Below are 23692 nucleotides of genomic sequence, written 5' to 3' on the forward strand. Positions count from 1 at the left end.
TTGCATTTTTTTATAAATGAAAAAGTGTATGTTTTTTGACGTTTGACATTCCTTTTCTGCGTCTCCTAGTATTATAATCTGTATCGCACGAATATTACTTTTTAATTATAGGAGCTTTAGATGCTTTCAAAGAAGATTGCAGCATTGTGCTTAGCTTCATTTTTTGTTACATTATCAGCTTTTTCAGAAGAAGCAAATACTAAAATAGTTGCAGAATCTAAAGTGGTTGAAAAGGACAATGTTCAAAGTTACGTAATTGATGAAGAACACTCTAAAGTTTCATTTGAAGTAGCGCATTTAGTTGTGAGCTCTGTGACAGGTGAATTTAAAAAATTCAAAGGAAATTTTAAATTTAATCCAGATGATTTCTCAAAAACACAACTGGAAGCAAGTGCATCAAGCATATCAGTTGATTCAGGAGTTAAAAAGAGAGATGATCATTTAAAGAGCGCCGATTTTTTTGATGCTAAAAAACATCCCAATATGATTTTTAAATCGATCACTGCAAAAAAAACGGATGATAATAAATTTGATTTAATAGGAAATATTACAATTCGTGGAGTGACAAAGCTCATTACTTTTAAAGTAACGTATAAGGGGCAAGTAAAAACAAAAGGTAAAATAACTCAAGCATTTAAAGCAACAGCTGAATTAAATAGAAAAGACTTTGGAGTGAGCTTTCAAAATATAGTTGAGGCAGGACCTGTGGTTGGGGATGTCGTAACAATTAATATTATTTGTGAAGGAGTCAAAAAAATCTAAAATGAATTTTTGTTTAGCTTTTAACTTTCATCAATTTTTAGGAGATTTTTATGTCAAATAAGAAAAGTATTTTAGTTAATGCTGCTTTAACTGGCTTGGCTGTTGGTGCAATGAGTGTAGCAGCTTCTGCAAATGCTGCAGATGTAAAATGTTGGGGAGTAAATTCTTGCAAAGCTGGTTCTTCTGGTAAAAATAAGGCAGCGTGTTCTGTAAAAAAAGAAGATATCGAGGCGGTTAAAAAAGAAAAAATGGGTGATAAATATAGTAAAGCAAGTGTGCATGAATGCGGCTCACATGCTAGTTGTGGTGCAGAAGAAAAAAACCTCAATTGGTTCAAAACAACTAGAGACAAATGCTCAGAACTTGGGGGTTTTTTAATTGAAGGTGGAAAAGTTAAAAAACTTTAATCAACTTCTCAAAATTATTTTTTTAAGGTTACAAAATGAAGAAAAATGAAATCATTTTGATGGCAGCATTAAACGGAATAGCTTTATCTTGTTTTGCAGAAGGTTCTAACGGAAATCATGCTCCCGTAACTCAAGAAGTTGAAAAATGTTATGGAATAAATAAATGCAAGGGGCTCACTTCTTGTGCAGTTGAAAAAGATGATATCGATGCAGTAAAAAAGAGCTTTGGTAAAAAATATGCAAAGAGTCATGTTTATGAGTGCGCAGGAAACGTAGGGGGCCCTGCTAAAAAAGGATTTCTTGGTTGGGTTTATGTTGCAAGAGGATCTTGCCATAAAATTGATAGCGGATTTTTAATTGACAAAGACAACTCAGGAAAAAAAATTGTAGATAAAGGTTAAAGATGTGATTTCATCTCATAAGATTGAAAGAGGAGTTTTAACTTTTCCATCAGGAATTTTTGGAGCAGGTTTAAGAGCTGCTCATTATTCTTTTTGGCATGAAATTCCTCAGTTACCACCTCTCGAAATTATGGCAGACAATTTTATGTATCTTAAAGGTGGACCTGGTTTATATCACTTACATAAAATTGTTGAACGAACCAAAGTTGTTGTGCATGGGGTTGGTATGAATATTGCCTCAGCCAATCCATTAAATAAAGAATATTGTAATATTTTAAAAGATTTTTTAAATAAAATTAATCCTGAAGTCGTTTCGGATCATTTATGCTTTTCGGCTTCAAGCACACACAATAGTTTTGATCTGTTACCAATTCCTTTTAATTCTGTTACTTTAAATTTAGTGTGCGACAAAACTAATTTAATTCAAGATATTTTAGGTAGACAGTATAGTCTAGAAAATATTTCATCATATGTGTCATTTAAAGAAAATGAATACACTGAAATTGAATTTTTAAATGAAGTCTGTAAAAGGACGGGAGCTGGTATTCTTTTAGACGTAAATAATATTTATGTTTCAGGGTTTAATCATAGCTTTGATCCATATATAGAGATTGCAAAAGTAAAACCTGAATATGTTAATCAATATCACATTGCAGGCCATTCTATTATGGATGATTTTTTATTTGACACACATGATAAACTTGCTTGTGAAGAAGTTTGGCAAATTATGAACTGGGCTTTAAAAAATATAGGACTTAGGACAGCAATAATTGAACGAGATGATGATCTGGCTCCATTTGATGAACTTATTTATGAAATTAATTTTGGAAATAATCAATTATGCAACTTGAAAAATTGAAAGAAATTCAAGATTTTTTTTTAGAAACCACCCAGAAAAATCCTGCTGAGGATATTTCTGCTTATTTATGCAGTGAAATTGGGAAGGCCTTAATAGCTCGAACATCTCATCGCATGGATGCTTATCGGACCTGCTATTTCGCAAGAATTTCCAATGTTTTTCCGGAAACCACGTTTAATTTAGCAAGTTGTTTGTTTGAAAAAAGTTTTGTGGCAAATTTCGTTGTTGAATATTTTTTAGCAAACCCTTCTCCTCTTGATATGTATAAATCATTATTAGGTTTTCCTGATTTTCTTGAAAATTATGAACATATCGGAGAATGCCCGTTTGTTCCTGATTTTATGAAACTTTGTTTAATGAGAGAAGATGTACTTGCTGCTGAAAACCCTTTAGAAGATTTATTTTTAGTTGGTGGAGTTGATATACCAAAAGCAAATGAAATTTTTTTGCAAAGAAATCATAAAGTCATAACTTCAACTTGGCCACTGTATCAAATGTATAATGTTGCGCGCGCTATCGAAGAGTTAAAAGATGATGAATTAAAGAATACATGTTCTGAAAAAGCAAAAGAAATTGAGGAGATCCGTATAAAAAAATTTTCAGAAATTGAAAATCAACCAGAAAGTTTATTGTTATTTAAAAGTGCCCAATGTATTCTTGAAGTTATTTTTATTCCTAAAGAGTATATTCCGTTCATAGAAAATATGAGTGAAGGTAAAAGTTTAGAGATGTCTATTGAAAATTTTGATGTTAATGATACTTTTGATTCACAAAAATTTTCTTCTTGGATTGCTTTGCTAACTCAACATAAAGCATTGGTAAAGGGAATATGAAAAGAGATTGTATTCTATTTTTTCTTATTTTTTTATTTTTTCCAGCGGTCGCTTTTGCTCAAGAAAAAAAGGAGCATGAGCTATTTATAGATTGTAAGAATAAGGCAAATAGTTGTACAAAATCTGGAATTTCATTTTTTGAAAAAGGTAATTTTCAAAAGGCTTTTCACTTTTTTAGTGAAAGCTGTAAATATTTAGATCCAGTAGGTTGTACAAATTTAGGTGTATTGCATGAAAAATCGACAAATATACCTAAAGCAAAGGATTTTTATTTAAAAGGTTGTAAGGACGGAGACAGTCAAGGTTGTCTTTATTTAGGTAATTTGTTTTTTAATCAAAAAAATATAACTCAAGCAGAGTATTATTTTAGATTTGCATGTTTAAATAGCAATTCATTTGCCTGTACTAATTTTGCTTCGATCAAAGAAAGAAATGGGAATATAAAAGAAGCATATAAATTTTATAGTAAAGGATGTTTAAATGGAGATCCTATTGGTTGTCTTTATTTAGCAAAAATAGAGTTAAACAATGGAGACAATATGGGAGCTATTTCAGCTTTTAAGAAGGCTTGTGACAAAGGAAATATGTTAGGTTGCACAAACTTAGGTGTATTGCACAGTCGCGAAGGAAAGCATGCTCTCGCACGCGATATTTTTAATAAAGCATGTAAAACAGGTTATTCTCAAGCGTGCACGAATCTCAATCATTTAAGAGAATATGATGAAAAAGAATCATCTTCTTAATGTTTTATTAAGACTCTAAGTGGCTTCTGAGCATCCATGCTGTTTTTTCATGCTCTTCAATGCGCGCAGTGAGGAAATCTCCTGTACCTACATCGCTTGCTTGGTTTGCTTCTTCAATCCAGTTGCGTAGATTTCGCACGATAGTTTCATGGTCATCGAGTAGAATTTTAAGCATTTCTCGATCATTAGGGATTTCTTTGGATTCTTTTATACAGGTAAGTTCTTTCATTTGCATATAGCTTCCTGGGACGAATTCTCCTAGGGAACGAATACGCTCAGCAATTTCGTCGAGGCTGGAAAATAAAGCATTATACTGATCGTCAAAGAGTTTATGCAGATTTTGAAAATGCATTCCTGTCACATTCCAATGAAAATTGTGAGTCTTTAAATAAAGATAATAGGAATCGGATAGATAGTGAGAAAGTATTGTAATGACTTTTGTTGTGTCGGCTTTTGATATTCCTATATTTGTTTTCATATGCACTCCCAGAGTAATAACTTGAATCCACTTACAAGTTTTATATTAAACTATTTTTAGCAAAATTGTAATAGAGATTTAATATATTTATTATTATTTTCTTTGTTTCTATAATTTTTAAATTATTATTTTCCTTAGATAGATTTTTTTGAAATCAATTTATAAATATTTATTTAATTTTTGTTTGTGAATTAATATTTATTATTAATATTTAAAGCAAAAACATAAAATTAATTTGAATATTATATGTTAAGTTTTTGACTCTGTTCTTATTTAAAAATTAAACTATTATAATGAGATAATTTCATTTTTTAATCTTAATTTTATTTGGGGATATTTGTGAAAAAAATAATTTATCTTTTTGTTATGATTTTTTTTGTGAATTTTTCTAAATCAGGGTATGCTTTTAAAAATATACAAGAATGCGTTCAATCTGTTATATCAAAAGAAAAATACAATCAGATAAATAATGCAAAATCTATTGATGAGAAAAAACGATTAGTCGAAGAGTTTAAAAATTCTTTAGCCGCAAATAATAAATCTGCAGTGGTAAGTATTCCTTTGAAATTAGATGCATGTTACATTCTCTTTGATTATAATGTTAAATCGTCGACAAAGCTAGGAGTTCCAGGGCCCGGAGAATTGCCCGTTTGTTGCAATTGTACAGGTTGGTGTATTGCAGGATGGGTTTTTGGATATTGCTCAACTTGCGAAACGCAACCTCCTGGAGGCTTAAATTGCTGTTCAAGATGTAATATGCCCGCAGGTCCAGGGCAGACGTGCAAATAGATGTGTATTTTGAAGCTTCATAAATTAAGGACACATTTTAATTTTCAGGGCGAACATAATCAAATAATTTTTTCTTAATATGAGGAGCTTTTAAGGCTTTCAATTCGGGGACGCTGCCGGCAAGTGGTAAAACATATTGAAAAAATTCCTCAGTCACACCATTTTCATCTTTATTAATCATACTTTTTGGCATAAGTTTAGTTTTTTGGGAAACAAGTTTAAGATCACAAAGTGAAGTTTCACATTTATAATTTTCTCCAGGGACACGAACAAGCGTTACCATTTTGTCAGATTCACCCTTCATCATATAATGAACAGCCATTGAACCAACTAAAAATGCATCTACTTGATCTGTCTGAGAAGCCATTCCCGCAAGAGAGCGTTGCAGATACCCTAACGTGTCTGCGCGGCAACGTAGTTTTCCAAATGCAGTGTTATAAACTAAATTCTTTTTTATGAGATTGCTTAAATAGTCCCCGAGTTTTCCGGAGCTTGAAAGCAGTGCATTGCCAAATTCATCAACTTCACCGGCAAAGCGCTCTTCTCCCAATTGATCGGCAATTCCTTCGGCGACAACAATCGTTGCTCGTCCAATTCTATTATAGGTTTTTTGTACATCTGATAAGAATTTCTTTTCATTGAATTCAACTTCAGGCAAATAAATGAGATGCGGTCCCACTTCATCATCATCTTCAATGTCAATATGACCTTTTTTAGCAATTGCAGTGGCAGCTGCTATCCAGCCAGCATGTCTTCCCATAACAACATTTATTTTGACACTGTTAAAAAAACTGCGATTATCTAGGTCATCTCCTGCAATAATATGAGAAACAACTTTTGCTACACTTCCATATCCAGGACAGTGGTCTGTGACCATAAGATCATTGTCAATTGTTTTTGGTACGTGTAAAATGCGTACAGCATAATTTCTTTTATTTGCTTCTTCACGAATAAGTTGAGCTGCTTCTGCAGAATCATTTCCACCATTGTAAAAAACAAATTTGATATCATGGGCAGAAAAAACTTCAAAAATACGATCGAGATCGCTGTGTCTTGGTTTTATGCGGGCTGAACCTAATGCAGCTCCTGGTGAAACTGCTATGTTTTGCCAGATACGATTTTCTTCAGCAGAAAGATCAAGAAAATTTTCATAAAGGACACCATGCAGTCCATGGTAAGCTCCATAAACTTTATGAATTTCATCAGGATAATCACGACTTGCAGTCATAATCCCTGTCAGTGATTGGTTGATAACTGCCGTAGGACCGCCAGATTGAATAATGAGTGCATTGCCTTTAAGCGTCATTGAGTTCATTCTCCGCAAAATGAAAAAAAATTATAGCAGAAGAGGTGTTTTGCTATAATTGTTATTTATACATTTATAATGTACTTGATCGTATTGAAAAAGCAATACCACATTTTGGGTGTTTTGTTTCACACCCAAAGACCTTCGCTTCGTTCTGCACCTGTAGAAATGTAAATACTTGGAACATCAATGAATTTTTCTATTTTTTTAATGAAGTTTTGATATTGCTTATTGAGTTGAGGGCCTTGTGCGACGCTTTCCCAACCTTCTACATATTCTACCACAGGCTCAACATTTTCCCATGCTGATTGTGTCATCGGATATCCGATCATTTCTTTTTGTGTGCGTTTGTCTCTATAAGCGGTAATTATACCAATATGCTCAATGCCTGCAAGAACATCTGCTTTCATAATAGCAAGGCCAGTTAAGCCGTTTATGCGAGAAAGATATCGAAGAGCAACTAAGTCAAGCCATCCAACTGAGCGAGGTCTACCTGTATTTGTACCGAATTCATTGCCTCTTTTACGCAATTCATCAGCAAAGTCTCCAAATAGTTCAGCAGGATAAGGACCATTGCCCACACGAGTGGAATAAGCTTTGATAACCCCTAGAATGTTTGTGATTTTCCATGGAGGAATGCCCAATCCACCCGCACAAGATCCAGCTACTAAGTTACTTGAAGTTACATAAGGATAAGTTCCAAAACTCACGTCAAGCATGGCTCCTTGCGCTCCCTCTAATAAAACGCGTGCCCCTTGCGCTAAGCGATTGTTGGCAATCATAGCTAAGTCCTTCATATAAGGACGCAAAGCTTCAGCCGTTTCTAGAAATTCGTCGAGAACTTTATCTTCAAGACCTTCCTTTAAATGGGGATGTGCATTGAGCCATGCTTGAAAGTTTTCTGGACTTGAAATTTCTGCAATACGAGGGCCTTCTCTATAAGCACGGCTTGCATAGGTTGGACCAATCCCGCGCCCCGTTGTGCCAATTTTTGAAGTGCTTTTAGAACGTTCAAGCTCGCGCTTGAGATCAAGATTTTTATGATAGGGGAGAATAACGCTTGCTCTATAGTCAACATGCAATCGCTCGGGAGTGATATCATAGCCTTGGGACTTCACTTTTTTGAGTTCATCACGCAAAACAAAGGGATCGACAACTACACCTGCGCCGATCCCTATTTCACAATTGTCCCTTAGAATTCCAGAGGGAAGAAGTTGAGTGACTATTTTCTCACCGTTCACCCAAATTGTATGGCCAGCATTGTTACCTCCTTGCACTCGACAAACCAAATCGGCTTGTTCGGCAAGCACATCTACAAGCTTACCTTTACCTTCATCACCATATTGAACGCCAAGAACCAGTGTCGCTGCTCCATGTTGCAGTTTCATTTCTTCTCCCGAGTAAATATTATACTTCCACATACTTTTGTGGGTATTTCTATTGATGAAATAGGAACAGACTTCTGTTCGAGCCACTCTCACACATTCATTTTCATTCTTCAACATTTCTTGGTATGATTTGCGTATATTTTGAAAGGAGAGCTTTTAGTGCAAAACTCTTTGAATGATTTTAAGTCGGCTTTGTTTGCGGGTGATTTTAATCTTGCTGAAAATATTGGACTTGTTCAAATTCAGCAAAACGGTGAAAAGGCAGATTGGTTAAATGAAATGGGGTTGCTTTATTTAATGAAAGGAGATCTCACCGAAGCTTTGCGTCTTTTTGACAGAGCTATTGCAGCGGATAATTTTTATATTGAAGCTCAATTCAATGCCGCAATTATTTTGAGCGATTTAGGGTTTTATGAAGAAGCTTCTCAAAGATTTGCGGAAGCATGTAAGCATGAAGGGGTTTTACTTGCGCAAAAGCATTATGATATGGCTCAATTTTATTTATCAATGCGAAAATTAGACCTTGCGGAAGATGAGCTTCGTAAAGCGATCGCATTATACAACTCAAGTGATTTTTATGTTGAACTGACAAGAATATATATTGAACAAAAAAAATTCGATGAAGCAATTGTTGAAATTGATACAGCTTTATCACTTAATTTAAACAACTCAGTTGCTGAAAATTTACGTTCGCAGTGTTTGCAAGCAAAAGATAATTTTCTCTCATTAAATAAAACTGTGTCAGAACTAAACACGCCTCCATTCTGAAGTATTAATAATATTATTAGATAATAAAAATTTAAAGGTTAAAATTCTTTTCGTCATAGGGTGTTACTTTAAAAATAATTTGGAAATAATCTTTTGTTCTGGCAAAGAATTCTCGTGAAGAGTAATACCACTTTTCTTTGACTTCACCAGCCCCAACTCCATCAGCATCTATGCCAATTTCTCGTGCAATCCAAACAGCTCGTGTTAAATGAAAGTTTTGCGAAATAATATAGGCGCTGTTTATATTATAAATTTCTTTAGCCCTTAGAATAGTTGCATAGGTATTGTAACCTTTTTCGTCAGTGATAAGAATTTCTTCGGGGATTTTATTTTTTAAGGCGAATTTTTTCATTGCTGTGGTTTCGCTATAATTCGAATCTGTTCCGTCACCACTCATTAAAATATTTTTTACTAGCTTTTTATTATAAAGATCAATTGCAGTTTCCATTCTTGCTCGTAAAACGCCAGATAATGAATCACCATGCACACTTGCACCAAGTACAATTGCATAATCTTTGGGAGTTAAAGGAAGCGGAGAGTTTTTAGAATTAAGGTAAACAATTAAATTTGTTATAGTAAAAATAGCGAATATTATAAAAGAAATAGCTATTAAAAAAGTAACTAAAATGCTGAATATTTTTAAAGCAATTTGTAATGATTTTATAATCAAATTTTCTCCAATCAGTTAATCAAGTGTGCTTCAAATCACCTAATCAGAGTTTGTCTAAAATTTGCAGCCTAGTGTCAAATTATCGAAACTTCTAAATCTCTTTGAAATTAACATACAATTGTTAGAACGAGGGAGTCTCTGAGTGAAAAAGACAAAAATTGTCAAAAATATTATTTTAGCATTTTTGCTTTTATTTTATATTGAAAGTTTATTTTCATTGGAAAATCCCACGGCTCGTTCTCCAAGTACTCAAGGTGATTCATTTTTATTACCACCTGTGCGGCGTGTTGGAATCGAAGTGTTAGAAACGAACATCGATAAATTTAGAGTATTCATGCGTAAGCAAGATAGAGTTTTATATGGCGTCCCAGCTTTACCCTTTAGTGAAAATGAGTTGCGCAAAGATCTTGTTACAGATGTTGATGAAGAAATTCAAAATACGGGACGCTTTTGGAGTCTTTCTTTAACGGATTTTATAAAATTACTTCCATTAAGCGGCTCTGCTAAGAACGCTCCTGAAAATATAAATGCTGAAAACTTAATACATAGGCTCGAGCTTGACTATAATATTGATGCTTGGGTGAGACCATCTATATATTTTGCGCCCGATCAAACACTTGTGCGTGTTACATTAAAGGGATCGGGATTACAGGGAGCAATTTGGGCTCGTGAAGATATTATGATAGCTCCGCAAGCAAATCGAACAAAAATTAAAGAAGCTTTTTCTCAAGCATTAGCTCGTTTAATTTCTACCATGGGACATGATGGCAGAGTGACCTATCAACGTGAAAACTTATTAACTGTTGATTTTGGAAAAGAGAGAGGACTTTTTAGAGGTGAAACTCTCTACGCAGGGTATGTCGTACTATCGAGTTTTCATCCTCAAACAGGAGAGTTTTTAAGAGCCAATCGCATTCCTATTCATGTGTTGAAAGTTTTAGAAGCACGTGAAGGAAGCTCCCTCTGTCAAATTATTACGTCTGATCGAGTTTCTTATGAGCAAGCATTAAAAATTCTTGATAAGCAAGATGTTCAAATGCTTGCATGGAGAAAAGATCCTAAATCAGTTAACAGCGGATGGAGAGAGCCATATAATCCAGACACGGCACCAATTATAGGTGCAGCTGAAGAAGGTTTTATTTCATCTGGAAAATATGAAAATAAAGAAAAAATGAAAACGATGCTTCCGCCAATTGCCTTCACTAAAGAAACAACAGAAAAAGTTAAAACAGAAAAACTTGATAAAAAAAGTGAAATGACTGTGGCACAAGATGAAACTAAAATGCAGATAGAAGAACAGGGACTTATAAAACCAAACCTCCCTCCAAGTGAGGATGTTCCCACTGAAATAAAGGTTGTGAAGAAAAAGGTTTTAATAGAAGATCCAAATACGTGGGATCCAACGAGTTTAAAAATTGGTGTAGGTATGACGAATGGATCCAGTTTTGGCCAAACAGCAGGAATTCCTCCAACGATTATTAACACATTCAATGGATCTGCAAAAATAGATATTGATTCAAATTTAGATTTATCTATAAATCCTTATGGCCAATTTTCATTTTTTAACGGGTCAAATATTCAAGGTTCAAGCTATTACTTAGGCATTAGCGGATATAAGGCTCTTTGGCGAGATCCTGTAAAATGGGCTTCATTCCATTTAGGGGGCTCTGTAGAATATATGACTGGAAGTGTTTTACCAAGTGGTTCAAAAATTGCGCTCTTTGCGAATGGAAGATGGAACGATAAGATTGAATCTGTTGGTGATTATGAGTTCATGGGCGGTTTTTCTTTCATTGATTTTGTGCAAGGAAAATCGTTGTGGGTTTTAGAAGCAAATTTACGTCCTTATAAACAACTTACCAAAGAACTTGTTATTAGAGCGTCGGCTAAGCGCTTTGTTGATGGTTGGTTTGAACTTACTGTTGGAGTTTCATGGGATTTTCTTCCTTCAGAGTCAAGTGTAACGTTAGGTAAAAGCTCTAAAAGAGACTATTTCTAGATCCTGTACATCGAAATGATTTAGAGTATACACTTCCAAAGCGACCTTTTCTTATATGCCTTGGAGGTTTGTTCTTTTATGGATTTTATTCAGACAATTTTTCAATTTATTCTCTCTGTGTTAAATAATCCTATCTATCTTATTCAAACAGTTGGATATATCGGTCTTATAATTATTGTATTTGCTGAAACTGGATTGCTTGTAGGTTTTTTTCTACCTGGAGATTCATTGCTCATTGCTGCGGGATTATTTGCTGCTAAGGGCGATATGGAAATTTCAATATTATTATCGACTCTCACTGTAGCGGCCATTGTGGGTGATGCTGTCGGTTTTTATATAGGAAAAAAGCTTGGAGTTATGCTTTATAATAAAGAAGATTCTTTTTTCTTTCGTAAAAAACATATCATGTATGCGCATGAGTTTTATGAAAAACATGGTGGAAAAACCATTATAATTGCTCGTTTTATTCCAATTATAAGGACATTTGCACCGACTGTAGCTGGTGCTGCATCTATGAGCTATACAAGATTTGTTACTTTTAATATTGTTGGAGGATTTTTATGGGTTTGGAGTATGATTTTGGGAGGATTTTATTTGGGACGTATTTTTGGTGATAAAATTAATGAATATATTCACTTTTTAATTATTGGAATTATTTTTATTTCATTCCTTCCTATCCTTATAAAATGGGTAAAATCAAAAAGTATAGAAAAAAATCACGTTTGAAATTTATTTTTAATTAAAGATTTCTAATGCGTGTTGCAAAGTTTGTTTCGGTTTCCCATAAAGTTACTGAATAAAGTTCGATATTATTTTTCTGTTTATTTTTAATACTTTTATCAAGTTTTTTCCAGATTTCTTCAATAAAAATTTCAATAGTTGGTATTTTCCCTTCAAGCCATCTCACATCAAAATTCAAATGTTTATGGTCTACATCATTTATAATATTTTCATGCACGATTGTTGCTAAATCTTGTAGATTAAAAAGCATACCCGTTTCAGGATCAACTTCTCCTGTAATACCTATCTCTAATTTATAATTGTGACCATGCCCATTCTTTCCTGCACATTTTCCATATATTGCAAGATTTTTATCTTCACTAAACGTTGGATTGAAAAGCCTATGGCTCGCACAAAATGTAAAATTATGTTTTAAAATAAGCATTAAAAAACCTCTTTATAGTAAAATTCTTTTAAATAGTTCTCTTGCAAAAATAGTAGCACCCAATTTTTCCATCATTATTAAATTTCCACCGAGTCTTCTATTCATAAAAATGATTTCTGAAGCAGGTGCTCTGAATTTTGTCAACTTCATTAAACGAAATGATTCTGAATGGATCCTTTTTAACATATCACAGTTTTTCCATGTATAACTCTCTGAAATAAAAGGTTCCATAGCTAGTTTCATTATTTTTAAAAAACTTTCTTTTATATCTGCTCCATCATCTGAATAAAGAAAACCCATTTTTATTGCAACTTCAATAATCATTTCTTGATCTTCATTTAAACTGTAACGGCATAGATCAGCGTAATTTTTAATAATTTCGGAACTTAATTTTTGGGTTGCACCAAAATCAAGAAGAACAAGTTTACAATCATTTGTAATTAAAAAATTACCTGGATTTGGATCGGTTTGAATGTGTTTAAAAATAATAATTTCAGAAAAAACAAGTTCTAAAAGAAGGTATCCTATTTTATTACGTTTTTGTATGAGTTCGGGATCGGTATGTAAGGTATTTTCATGGTGAGTCATCCATTGCTGCAGGCTTTCACCATTTATCCAATCGGTAGCTAAAATATTTTTTCTGCAAAATTGGGGAACAGTTTTAGGAACGATTATATGAGGGTTGTCTTTAAAATTTTCTCGATAAAATTCATAGAAATTTTTTTCTCTAATGAAGTCTAACTCTTCAATAAAAAGCTTTTCTACAGCTTCAAAAGTATGGTCATAATTTGCCATATTTGGCATTATATTTGCTAAGCTAATGAGCCGTTTCATATTTTGTAAATCAGATTTTACACTTTTTTCTAGATTAGGATATTGCACTTTTAAAGCAATAAATGATCCATCTTTTAAACAGGCTTTATGAACTTGACCTATGCTTGCTGCATGCACAGCTTCTTTTTCAATATAGGCAAAGTCATCTAATGTGCCGAATTCTTTTAAAAGAATGGGTTCTATAAAACTCCAATTTTTAGCGGTTGCGTTGGCTTGAAGTTTACTGAGAGCTTCTTTCCAGCCAGGTGGGAGCATTTTTTCATCAACCATGCTTAAAATTTGACCTACCTTCATGGCAGCACCTTTAAGTTCATCAAGACCTTTAACGAGTCTCAATGCAGCATCACTGATTGGAGACTCCCCCTCACTCAGCTTGCTTAATTTTTTTTGGAGGGCTTCGTTTCCTGCTTTAAGAGCAGTGCTCCCTATGGTGCGGATGAGAGATAAAGCTCTAGATTTTGAACTGTTTTTTTCATTCACAGCGAAGCTCCTTCTCTACTGTTAAGTCAACAATATAGCATTAAAATATCATTTATGTAACGAATCGCTCATTTAATATTTATTTATAAAAAGAATCTCTCTATTAATGGACTTAATAAAGAGATTTTTGTTCTTTTTGGTTTTTTAAATATAATTTTATTTTAAACGTGCAACGGAGTCAATTTCTTTACGAATGAGAGCCATTTTTTCTGCTGCAAGCTTTGGAGGTACGGTTCTTGGGTTTCTAAAGTATGAACTTTCATCCAACTCTTTTCTACAAAACATTGTTTGGAATGTATGATGCTCAGGTGAGTTTTTATCAATTGTATCATATTCTCTTAATATAAATGGTGACACAAATTGAGTCACACTATTTATTTCATGATCCATGTATATTTTTTCGTTACGTTTATTTCTGGCAAAACCACGCACGACGTAATCAACGCAAACAACATCTGTTTCAAATGCTTTAAACATAAAATCGAGTGCATAAAGAGGTGAAATGCTTCCACAAGTCGCAATATCGATATCCACTCTGAAACTACAAATTCCAGATGGGTCGAGACTGTCAGGATATGTGTGTGCACAAATATGACTTTTATCTAGGTGAATTGAGACAGTCGATTGAGCCATGAGGTTCGCTTGTTTGTCTATAATATTATAAGTAGATTGAGAAATCATATTCGCTTGTTGAGTTGCTTGATCTCCCTTTAAATCACTCATAAGTAAAATTACGCTTGCACCATATGGATCGAAATCTTTAGAGCTGACGTTTAACACTTCTGCATCAATAATTTCGGCAATTCGTATGAGTTGAGATTCAATTTGGCGAGCGGAGTATCGTTCGTCAATATACCTGATATACGAAGCTCTTTCTTCATCATTCAATGCAACAGCAAAGTCATAAAGATTGAAGCTTAAAGCTTTCGTTAGGTTGTTAAAACCAAGTATTTCTGTCATCTTATGTCCTCATAGAGCCCTGAATCGATGATAACCTAATAGGTTATCTTATTCAACAGGTTACGCAATATAGTATATTATGAAAATTGCGAGGCAGAATTGCCATCCCAAACAGGGGGGTAAAATATTGTAGCATAGACCAACTTGCAAGAACAATTATCAGTAACTATTAATCTGATTAATTTCAAATAGTAAGGTGTATTAGATGGATTCCAAACGCGGTCTTTTTCTTGTGATATGTGATGATCCTGAACTTGCATCAACGTTAGTGCACATTCAAAAAAATATGGATATAAAGGTTTGGATTCCAAGTAAATGTGGACAACTACAGACTTCTTTAATAGACGCTTGTGAAAACTCTATTCATAAAGAAGCACTTGTCAAAGGTGATGTCACTAAAGTCTCTTTTTTTTCGCAGTGGAAAAATTACAATCCCATTTGTGTTGTCCTGTCTTTAAAAGATATCGAAAAATATTCGAATATTAGAGAACTTATTTTAACAGAATTACCTGAAGCTCGTATTCTTTCTCTGCAAATTGGTCATCCTGAAGAAGTTCCTCGTAAATTGCTAGACAATGATAGAGAACTGGTTCTTTCATGGACTGAGTTGTTAAATCGCCCTATCAGTGCAGAGTTAAGACATATTGAAAGCAGTCACAGAGTCAAAGAAATCAGAGATATTCTTGATAGTGGTGATAAAATAGCACTTTTACTTCAGCCCGATCCAGACCCTGATGGTCTTGCTTCAGCCTTAGCACTGAGAGTCTTATTAGGTCGAAATAAAGTTTCCACCCCTATTGTTACTTTTGGCAAGGTCACTCGCCCAGAAAATTTGGCAATGCTACGTCTTTTAGATCTAGAAGTTCTTACGATTAAACCAGATGATTTGAAAAATTTTGATAAAGTAGCATTGCTCGACACACAACCGACTCACTTTACTGTTGCCTTACCAAAGGTTGATGCAATTATTGACCATCATCCAATGACTGGAAACTACTCAGACATTCCATACTGTGATATTCGTTCAAAATATGGTGCAACTTCGACAATATTGACAGAATATTTGAGGGCGGCGGCAGTTAATATTGGGCAAAGATTAGCTACGGCGTTACTTTATGGAATAAAAGCAGATACTCTTCATTTGAATAGAGAAGTTATAGATGCTGATTTATATGCATTTATATCACTCTATCCAGACATAAATTATAATTTGTTAAGACGAATGGAAAAGCCAGAACTGCCAATGCGTTTTGCGCCTATCTTAGCAAATGCACTTATAAGTATGTCTGTTAAAGAATCTATCTTAGTGAGTTTCATTGGTGAAGTTGAAAGAGAAGATCTTATTCCTCAAGTGGCTGACTTTATGTTGCAATTTGAGGGTTCGGAATGGGCTATCTGTGTTGGAATTTATGAAAATAATTTAGTCATGAGCATCCGCAACGTCGGGTATGTTAAAAATGCTGGAGATGTGGTTAAGAGAATCATAAATGGATGGGCAAGTGGAGGAGGTCATCGAACTATGGCGAAAGCAATATTTCCCATAGAAGGTTGGAAGGAGCGCTTTGGAAGTTTAAATGCTGATGCTGTCAAGGCAACAGTACTGAATTTATTTATTAAGGAAGCTTTATGAGTTTATCCGATGAAGCTCAAAAAGAGAAAATACGTCCTCTCCATACAGGTTTTGGTTTTTTTGCGGAAACTATAATAGATAAAAGTCATAATTCACCTAATAAAAAAATAGAGTTATCTGACGAATATTTGATGAATTCAAATGACGAATTTGAATTAAATAATGTAATTTTAGATAATAGTATATCTACTCAAATAATAGAAAATTCTACTCCTTTATCAAAAACGGATGAATCTATAAAAAGAGACAGACGAAGTGAAGTTTTTAAAAGTGATCAAAGATCCACAGCAGTTGATTCAAATTATTTTGTTCATCCTTTTTTTGCATTTTTAGCTTGGACTGTGGATGCTCTCGTTGGTTTTTGTTTTCTCGTCATATCTTTATGTGTCAACACAGTATTTATTCCTAAGGGGTTTTTTGATGTTACTTCTTCTTTAGTGAAATATTTTTCAATAGCCACCGGAGATTTAGGTGTTCTTTATACATTTTTATTCTCTTTGCAAGTTTGGTTTTTTATGGCTATTCTTGTTTTCTTATTTCAATACTCCATTTTAGGTTTTGAAGGTGCTACCTTAGGAAGGTGGCTCTTCGGAATCTCAATTCAAAATAATCGAGATAAAAATGGTAAAGTTGCTGAAAGAACTAAATTTTGTGCAGCCCTATCCGAAGCCATGTTGCTAGGAAGTATTCTTTCATTTCTATTTATTATTCTCTTACCATCCCGTGTGCCAATCTTCTTTTGGATGCGTTATTCATCAAAAAATCTTTAAATCACTTTTGACTTTTTATAATTTGTGCTACGAGCGTATGACGACTTTTGATAACATGTTTTTTGCTTTTTAATAAATGAAGAGTCTAAATATATAGAGGATAATTATAAATATAATATACAAAATATTGTATATTATGCGACTCGTGATTTTAAGCAAAATGGAGTTTAGCCATGAAAGATTCTTTTTCTAATTCTGCTGTTAATATTCGTAAAATTCAGAGACCTCAGAATGCGGATGGAAAACAATCTCGCATTGCAGACTATTTTGCCTCAAATGTATTTGATTTGAGAGCTATGGTGAAAAGATTATCATCACAAGATCTTGAAACTATGGCGAAAGTAATGAAGTTTGGCGGAAAAATAGATGCACAACTTGCAGAACGTATTGCAGCTGCGGCCCGTGAGTGGGCAATGGAAAAGGGGGCAACTCATTACTGTCATTGGTTTCAACCCCAAACTGGTGCAACAGCTGAAAAACATGACGCTTTCCTTTGGTTTGACAAGCAAGGTAATCCAATTGAAAGATTCACTGGACCTGAGCTTCTGCAAAGTGAACCCGATGCTTCAAGCTTTCCCTCAGGAGGAATTCGTTCTACATTCGAAGCACGTGGATACACAGGCTGGGATCCTTCAAGCCCTATGTTTATTATGGAAACTGAAAATGGAAAAACCCTTTATATACCTTCAGTGTTTATAAGTTATCATGGACATGCTCTCGATTTTAAAACTCCATTATTGCGTTCCAATAAAACCCTTTCACTCGAAGCTGTAAAAACCTTGCATTTACTCGGAGAGAAAAAAGTTCATTATGTATCAACTTCTGTAGGGCCAGAACAAGAATTTTTTATAATTGATAAAGAATTAGCTTTAAAAAGAATTGATCTAAAGTTCTCTGGTAGAACTGTTTTTGGCCGTAAACCACCTAAGGGACAGGAATTGGAAGATCACTATTTTGCCCATATTCCAAGTCGAGTGCAGGCATTTTTCAATGAACTTGAAGTTGAACTTTATAAACTAGGTGTTCCCATAAAAACTCGCCACAATGAAGTAGCTCCTGGTCAATTTGAAATTGCACCTATTTTTGAATCCTCCAATATTGCTGCCGATCACAATCAACTTGCAATGAAATGTATTAAAAGCATTGCTTTAAAGCATGGTTTTGTTGCTCTTATGCATGAAAAACCGTTTGCAGGAGTAAATGGCAGCGGTAAACATGTGAATTGGTCAATGTCAGATTCTACGGGGCGAAATCTCCTTGATCCTGGTGCCACACCCCATGAAAATCTTGTATTTTTAACTTTCTTATGCGCTATTCTACAGGGAATACATGACAATGCGGATGTGTTAAGAGCATCTATTGCTTCTGCGGGAAATGATCATCGCTTAGGAGCAAACGAAGCGCCTCCTGCAATCATTTCAGCATTTTTAGGTAATACGCTTGATAAGATATTAAATGCACTTGAAACAGGTTCTGGCGATCATGTAAATGCCGAAAAAATTATGATCGATCTTGGGATATCACATCTGCAAGGCGTTTCTAAAGACAATACTGATAGAAATAGAACATCTCCTTTTGCTTTTACAGGTAATAAATTTGAATTTAGAGCTGTGGGGTCAAGTGCTTCAATAAGCTATCCGACTACAATATTAAACTCTGCTGTGAGAGATGGACTTGCTAAAATTAATGCAAAATTAGAAAGTCGAGCGCATAATGGAATTGTGTCAGATAATCATTTACTCATAATTTTAAAAGAAGTTATTAAAGAAACAAAGAAGATTCGTTTTGAAGGAAATGGTTATTCCAAAGATTGGCTTGACGAGGCTGAGCAACGTGGATTGTCAAATTTATCGATGACTCCAAACTCTCTTGCAGTTCTTTCAGATGTAAATAAAACACAATTTTTAATCGATGCAGACGTTTTTAATGCAGAAGATATTGAAAGTCGATTAGCAATTCAGCAAGAACGCTATATTAAACAAAGTTTAATTGAAGTAAATTGTGCAATTGAAATGGCTCAAACTCAGGTATTGCCAGTTTGTTTAGATTATTTAGAAAAGCTTATGGAGAATGTAAAACTTGCTAAAGAATTAAGTGTAGCATCGCCCGCAAATAAAATTGCAAATGAGATTGGTAAAGAAGTCAGTCATCTTTATTCAGAATTAAATTCTTTAAAGTTACAATATGAAAAAATAGCAAATGATGAATCTTTTGAACATCATAATTTAAATAATACAACAGAATTTATTGCTCAAAATATAGTTCCAAAACTTGTTGAATTACGTAACAGTGTTGATTTACTTGAGAGTCTTGTGCCCAGTGCTCTTTGGCCCTATCCAAAGTATTCTGAAATGTTATTTGGCATTGAATAAAATAAAAATGGATTTTAAATTTTTCTTGACTGAAAGTTAATTCTCATATAACTACCTTCGGACGAATTTTTTTCGAGTATCTTTTTGTTAGGATTTTGTAATGCTTTTTGTGCAAAAACACACAGCTTTTTCATACACCATAGAAACAAGGTCACTCGTTTCCGATTTAATGGATTTTTAGTTTTTGGCTCCGCTTTTGCGGAGCCTTTTTTTTTGACTTTTTACACCCAGTTTTAAATTTCTTTGGGGTTAATAGAGAGAGGATCTTACAATGACAGATTACGTTAAAGTTGCATCATATGAAGGCCGCAAAGGTGAAATTCGTAAAGTTGTTCTTTTGTATTCTGGCGGGTTGGACACGTCAGTCATGTTGAAATGGATTCAAGAGCAATACAATGCTGAAGTGATTGCTTTGACTATTGATATTGGTCAACAAGCTGATAATCTTGAAGAAATAAAAGATAAAGCGCTTCGTTTAGGGGCAAAAAAAGCTTATGTAATCGACGCTAAAAAAGAATTTGCTTATCACTATTTGGCAAAAGGCATCAAAGCGAACGCGCGTTATCAAGGTGATTATCACTTAGCCACACCGCTCGGTCGTCCGCTGCTCGCCAAAATTGCGGTTGATATTGCTCGAGAAGAAAATTGTGATTGTATTGCACATGGTTGTACAGGAAAAGGGAACGATCAAGTGCGTATTGAAGGCACAGTTTTAACATTAGCACCTGAAATGAAAATAATAGCTCCTGTAAGAGAATGGGGAATGGGAAGAGACGAAGAACTCGAATACGCGCGTCTTCATAATATTCCAGTAAAACAAACAAAAGACTCTCCTTATAGCTATGACGATAATATGTGGGGTGTTTCTGCTGAAGGAGGTGAAATTGAAAATCCAGCCCTCATTCCAAATCTTCCCGCTATTTTACAAGTTTGTAAAATAGTTGAAGACACACCTCACACTCCAGAGTTGCTTAAAATAGGTTTCTTAAGAGGAATACCTGTGCAGCTTAATGGCGAAGATATGAATCTTCCTTCTATTATTTTTGAATTAAATAAATTGGGAGCTTTGCATGGTGTTGGTGTCACTCACCATCTTGAAGACAGAGTGGTGGGTTTAAAAGTCCGTGGAGTGTATGAATCGCCAGCAGCTCACACAATCATTCGAGCGCATGAAACTCTTGAGAAATTTGTCTGCACAAGACTCGAAAATGAATTTAAAATGATCGTTGATCAAAAATGGGGTTACCTTTGCTACGGCGCGCTTTGGCATGAACCACTTATGGATGATTTAAATGCATTTATTGAAAGAATAAATGAAAAAGTAACAGGCATTGTTACGGTGAAATTATTTAAAGGTCGTGCTGATGTTGTTGCTGTTGAAACTCCAAATAGTATTTTTGACGAGAAATTAGCAACCTTTATGAAGAGCAATGCTTTTAATCAGAATGCATCTGCTGGATTTACTGAAATTTATACAATGCAAATGCGTCTTTCTCAAGAAAAAGAACGTTATGCACTGGTTTCTGTAGGTGGAGATCAAAATAAAGAAAAGTTTGCACCCGCTATTTCAGAACTTTATAGTCAAGGTTTTGTTTTGTTTGCAACTCAAGGAACTCATAATTATTTAAACAAACTAGGTGTTAAAAGTGTGCTTGTACATAAAGCAAATCAAGAAAATCACAAACCGAACTTAATTGATCTTCTGAAGCAAAATAGATTTGATCTTGTGGTGAATGTTGCATCGCCAACAAATACAATTAGTGAAGAAATTGATGGAAAATCAATTAGAAGTTGGAGTGTGAAAAATGGAGTTCAACTTATTACAGATTATGAAGTTCTTAAGGTAACAGTTGAAAGAATGAATAAATCTATGAAATCAGGCGTCTCAAAAAATCAGGAATCGACTAAAAAACCAGCTTTACTTTAAGAGAGAGGAGCAATTGATTATGTGGAATCCATTTGCAAAATTATCCGAATCGATTGCAGGGCATGGAGGATTTGTTAATGCACATGCTCATTTTGATAGAGCATATTCTGTCTCATTAGCTGATTTTAATAATGCGCATGGAAATATCAATAGCCATTTGTTTGATAAATGGAAGTTGGTTGATAAATTTAAACAAAGTTCTAGCGAAGAAAACTATTATCAACATATATTAGCTGCACTTATAAATCAGCATGATCAAGGTGTGCGGCACTGTCTATCATTTATCGATTGCGATCCAATTGCTGAAGAACGAGCTCTAAAAGCTGCAATAAAAGCAAAAGAATATGCAGCTAAGAACTTAAAAATGAATTTTTTAATTGCATGCCAAACTTTAAAAGGTGTTTTAGATAAAAATGCACGTTTTTGGTTTGAAAAAGCACTTGAACATGTAGATGTTATTGGTGGTCTTCCTGGTGTCGATGCTGGCAAAGAAAAAGAGCATCTTGATGTTTTATTTAAAGCAGCTAAAGAAACAGGAAAACGTGTGCATGTGCATGTTGATCAACTAAACAGTCCTGCAGAGAAAGAAACTGAGTTATTAGCCCGAACTATAATAGAATGGGGCTTAGAAGGGAAAGTAACAGCTGTGCATGGAATATCTATCGCAGCTCACTCTAAATCTTATCGGACAGAACTTTATAAACTTTGTCATGATGCAGGATTGAGTTTTGTTGCTTGTCCAACTGCTTGGATAGACAGTCGAAGAACTGAAGTTCTTTCTCCTACCCACAATTCTGTTACGCCTATTGATGAAATGATCCCTGCTGGTCTGACAGTTGCGCTTGGCTCAGATAATATCTGTGATATTTATAAGCCATTTGCAGATGGAAATATGTTGACAGAACTCAAACTTCTACTTGAAGCAAATCATTATTATGAAATGGATGAATTGCTACGTATAGCAACAATAAATGGTTTAAAAGTGCTAGGATTGGATTGATATGTATAATTCTAATGCGAGTTATGAAGAGAATTATAAAAATGGACCCGATAAAAATTTTTTAAAAGACAAGCATTTTCCAAAAATTCAATATTTAAATTATCCGAAGTATGAGTTTTTAGGAATTCCTTTCCATATTCCCTTTGGAGTAGCGGCTGGTCCACTTTTAAATACTGAGTATGTAAAGGTAGCTTTAAATGCAGGCTTTTGCATGCCAGTCTATAAAACTGTCCGATCAGCATATTGGGAGTGTAATAAATGGCCTAATATACTTTCTATTAAGGCAGATAAAAAATCTCTTTTTGCAGATGAGTCTAACAATGTAATTGGAGAAGTATTTAATAAAGATGATTATAATAATAAAAATATATCTATTTCAAATTCTTTCGGTGTGCCAAGTCAATCTGTTTCAAAATGGCAAGAAGATTTTGATTCACTTTCTGAATATTCGCAAAAAAATGGATATCATGTTTCTTTAAGTTTCCAAGGGTCACGTCATGAAAACTCAACTCTTAAAGAAACAAGAGATTATTTTTTCAAAGATATATTAAATATTTCAGAATTATCTTATAAATGTATAAATTTAAGTGGATTTTCAATTCTTGAACTTAATTTAAGTTGCCCTAATGAAGCTCATGCTCCTTTATACAAAGATATACCGAGTGCACTTGCAACGATCCAGCACGTTCATCAAATTTTATCGACGCAAAAAGCAAAGGTCAAACTTGTTGTTAAAGTTGGAGTTTTAAATCAAGAAGAAATTAAGATTTTTCTTGCTGAAAGTGCAGGAAAAATAGATGCAATAAGTGCAATAAATACAATTTCAGCAAATATTACACAGAAAAATGGCTATCCTGCATTAGGGAGCGGAGCTTTAAGTGGAGGTGTTTGTGGTTCACTTATATTTGAGCAAGGTAAAAAAATGGTTTCCTTAATAAGTGAAACGAGAGAGAAATTAGGAATAACAAAGAAAGAACTTGGAATTATTGGTGTAGGTGGTGTTGTAAGTCAAAAAGAATTTGACTCATATCTTTCCTGTGGTGCTGATATGGTTCATGCAGCAACTGGCATGATGTGGAATCTTGAGTTGGCTTCAGAAATTGCCACCTTTTTAAGGGTACCTTTTCAAAAATTAGAAAAATAAGGAAATT

Annotated in this window: 23 protein-coding genes; 16 read left to right on the forward strand and 7 right to left on the reverse strand. The window is 34.2% G+C overall.

Annotated elements, in window-relative coordinates:
• The first annotated feature begins 120 nt into the window (after positions 1–120).
• The 6 genes from GCL57_RS00375 to GCL57_RS00400 are packed head-to-tail and all read left to right on the forward strand — an operon-like array spanning position 121 to position 4005.
• Positions 121–762, forward strand: coding sequence for a YceI family protein (locus GCL57_RS00375; protein WP_152211273.1), 642 nt, complete (start codon positions 121–123; stop codon positions 760–762).
• Between the two features lie 50 nt (positions 763–812).
• Entirely contained in the window at positions 813–1169 is a 357-nt protein-coding gene (locus tag GCL57_RS00380) for a hypothetical protein (RefSeq protein WP_152211274.1), read from the forward strand.
• A gap of 35 nt (positions 1170–1204) precedes the next feature.
• Positions 1205–1570: a hypothetical protein gene (locus tag GCL57_RS00385; protein ID WP_152211275.1), complete on the forward strand. Its 366-nt coding sequence runs from the start codon at positions 1205–1207 to the stop codon at positions 1568–1570.
• 4 nt (positions 1571–1574) lie between these two features.
• Complete coding sequence (locus GCL57_RS00390; protein WP_161597514.1) at positions 1575–2429, forward strand: MbnB/TglH/ChrH family RiPP precursor modification enzyme; 855 nt, start codon at positions 1575–1577, stop codon at positions 2427–2429.
• The gene (locus GCL57_RS00395; RefSeq protein ID WP_152211277.1) at positions 2411–3262 is read left to right on the forward strand and encodes a hypothetical protein; all 852 of its coding nucleotides are present in this window, start codon (positions 2411–2413) and stop codon (positions 3260–3262) included. The genes GCL57_RS00390 and GCL57_RS00395 overlap by 19 nt, the downstream gene beginning before the upstream one ends.
• A complete protein-coding gene (locus tag GCL57_RS00400; protein WP_152211278.1) occupies positions 3259–4005 on the forward strand; it encodes a tetratricopeptide repeat protein in 747 nt (248 codons plus the stop codon). The genes GCL57_RS00395 and GCL57_RS00400 overlap by 4 nt, the downstream gene beginning before the upstream one ends.
• Positions 4006–4012: 7 nt before the next feature.
• On the opposite strand, the gene GCL57_RS00405 is transcribed toward GCL57_RS00400, so the two are convergent.
• On the reverse strand, positions 4013–4483 hold the full coding sequence (locus GCL57_RS00405; RefSeq protein WP_152211279.1) for a Dps family protein: 471 nt from the start codon (positions 4481–4483) through the stop codon (positions 4013–4015).
• Between the two features lie 339 nt (positions 4484–4822).
• Between GCL57_RS00405 and GCL57_RS00410 the strand changes: the two genes are divergently transcribed.
• Positions 4823–5272 carry a hypothetical protein gene (locus GCL57_RS00410; protein ID WP_152211280.1) on the forward strand — a complete coding sequence of 150 codons (450 nt, stop codon included), beginning with the start codon at positions 4823–4825 and terminating at the stop codon, positions 5270–5272.
• A 37-nt stretch (positions 5273–5309) separates the two neighbouring features.
• On the opposite strand, the gene GCL57_RS00415 is transcribed toward GCL57_RS00410, so the two are convergent.
• A complete protein-coding gene (locus tag GCL57_RS00415) occupies positions 5310–6578 on the reverse strand; it encodes a diphosphate--fructose-6-phosphate 1-phosphotransferase (protein WP_161597515.1) in 1269 nt (422 codons plus the stop codon).
• Positions 6579–6706: 128 nt separating this feature from the next.
• Positions 6707–7966, reverse strand: a complete 1260-nt coding sequence (locus GCL57_RS00420) for an adenylosuccinate synthase (protein ID WP_161597516.1) — start codon at positions 7964–7966, stop codon at positions 6707–6709.
• A gap of 159 nt (positions 7967–8125) precedes the next feature.
• On the opposite strand from GCL57_RS00420, the gene GCL57_RS00425 reads away from it, so the two are divergent.
• Positions 8126–8734, forward strand: coding sequence for a tetratricopeptide repeat protein (locus GCL57_RS00425; RefSeq protein WP_152211283.1), 609 nt, complete (start codon positions 8126–8128; stop codon positions 8732–8734).
• Between the two features lie 31 nt (positions 8735–8765).
• On the opposite strand, the gene GCL57_RS00430 is transcribed toward GCL57_RS00425, so the two are convergent.
• Positions 8766–9404 carry a SanA/YdcF family protein gene (locus GCL57_RS00430; RefSeq protein WP_161597517.1) on the reverse strand — a complete coding sequence of 213 codons (639 nt, stop codon included), beginning with the start codon at positions 9402–9404 and terminating at the stop codon, positions 8766–8768.
• Positions 9405–9546: 142 nt separating this feature from the next.
• Between GCL57_RS00430 and GCL57_RS00435 the strand changes: the two genes are divergently transcribed.
• Together GCL57_RS00435 and GCL57_RS00440 are read left to right on the forward strand one after the other, a co-directional pair.
• Positions 9547–11403, forward strand: coding sequence for a hypothetical protein (locus GCL57_RS00435; protein ID WP_152211285.1), 1857 nt, complete (start codon positions 9547–9549; stop codon positions 11401–11403).
• Between the two features lie 78 nt (positions 11404–11481).
• Positions 11482–12129, forward strand: coding sequence for a DedA family protein (locus GCL57_RS00440; protein WP_152211286.1), 648 nt, complete (start codon positions 11482–11484; stop codon positions 12127–12129).
• Between the two features lie 13 nt (positions 12130–12142).
• On the opposite strand, the gene GCL57_RS00445 is transcribed toward GCL57_RS00440, so the two are convergent.
• From GCL57_RS00445 to GCL57_RS00455, 3 genes are all read right to left on the reverse strand, one after another.
• Positions 12143–12568 (reverse strand): 6-pyruvoyl trahydropterin synthase family protein, encoded by a 426-nt coding sequence (locus GCL57_RS00445; RefSeq protein WP_152211287.1) that lies wholly within the window; start codon positions 12566–12568, stop codon positions 12143–12145.
• Between the two features lie 12 nt (positions 12569–12580).
• A complete protein-coding gene (locus tag GCL57_RS00450) occupies positions 12581–13882 on the reverse strand; it encodes an ABC1 kinase family protein (protein ID WP_152211288.1) in 1302 nt (433 codons plus the stop codon).
• Between the two features lie 156 nt (positions 13883–14038).
• A complete protein-coding gene (locus tag GCL57_RS00455; protein WP_152211289.1) occupies positions 14039–14842 on the reverse strand; it encodes an S-adenosylmethionine decarboxylase in 804 nt (267 codons plus the stop codon).
• A gap of 205 nt (positions 14843–15047) precedes the next feature.
• Here GCL57_RS00455 and GCL57_RS00460 point away from each other — a divergent pair, with 205 nt between their 5' ends.
• From GCL57_RS00460 to GCL57_RS00485, 6 genes are all read left to right on the forward strand, one after another.
• Complete coding sequence (locus GCL57_RS00460) at positions 15048–16472, forward strand: DHH family phosphoesterase (protein WP_152211290.1); 1425 nt, start codon at positions 15048–15050, stop codon at positions 16470–16472.
• Positions 16469–17242 (forward strand): RDD family protein, encoded by a 774-nt coding sequence (locus tag GCL57_RS00465; RefSeq protein WP_152211291.1) that lies wholly within the window; start codon positions 16469–16471, stop codon positions 17240–17242. Before GCL57_RS00460 ends, GCL57_RS00465 begins: the two co-directional genes overlap by 4 nt.
• Before the next feature lie 173 nt (positions 17243–17415).
• Positions 17416–19614: a glutamine synthetase III family protein gene (locus tag GCL57_RS00470; protein WP_152211292.1), complete on the forward strand. Its 2199-nt coding sequence runs from the start codon at positions 17416–17418 to the stop codon at positions 19612–19614.
• Positions 19615–19885: 271 nt separating this feature from the next.
• Complete coding sequence (locus GCL57_RS00475) at positions 19886–21541, forward strand: argininosuccinate synthase (protein WP_152211293.1); 1656 nt, start codon at positions 19886–19888, stop codon at positions 21539–21541.
• 19 nt (positions 21542–21560) lie between these two features.
• Positions 21561–22541, forward strand: coding sequence for an amidohydrolase family protein (locus tag GCL57_RS00480; RefSeq protein ID WP_152211294.1), 981 nt, complete (start codon positions 21561–21563; stop codon positions 22539–22541).
• 1 nt (position 22542) lies between these two features.
• The gene (locus GCL57_RS00485) at positions 22543–23685 is read left to right on the forward strand and encodes a beta/alpha barrel domain-containing protein (protein ID WP_152211295.1); all 1143 of its coding nucleotides are present in this window, start codon (positions 22543–22545) and stop codon (positions 23683–23685) included.
• The last annotated feature ends 7 nt before the right edge of the window (positions 23686–23692 follow it).

The sequence above is a fragment of the Fluviispira multicolorata genome, assembly GCF_009208585.1.
Lineage (GTDB): Bacteria > Bdellovibrionota_B > Oligoflexia > Silvanigrellales > Silvanigrellaceae > Silvanigrella > Silvanigrella multicolorata.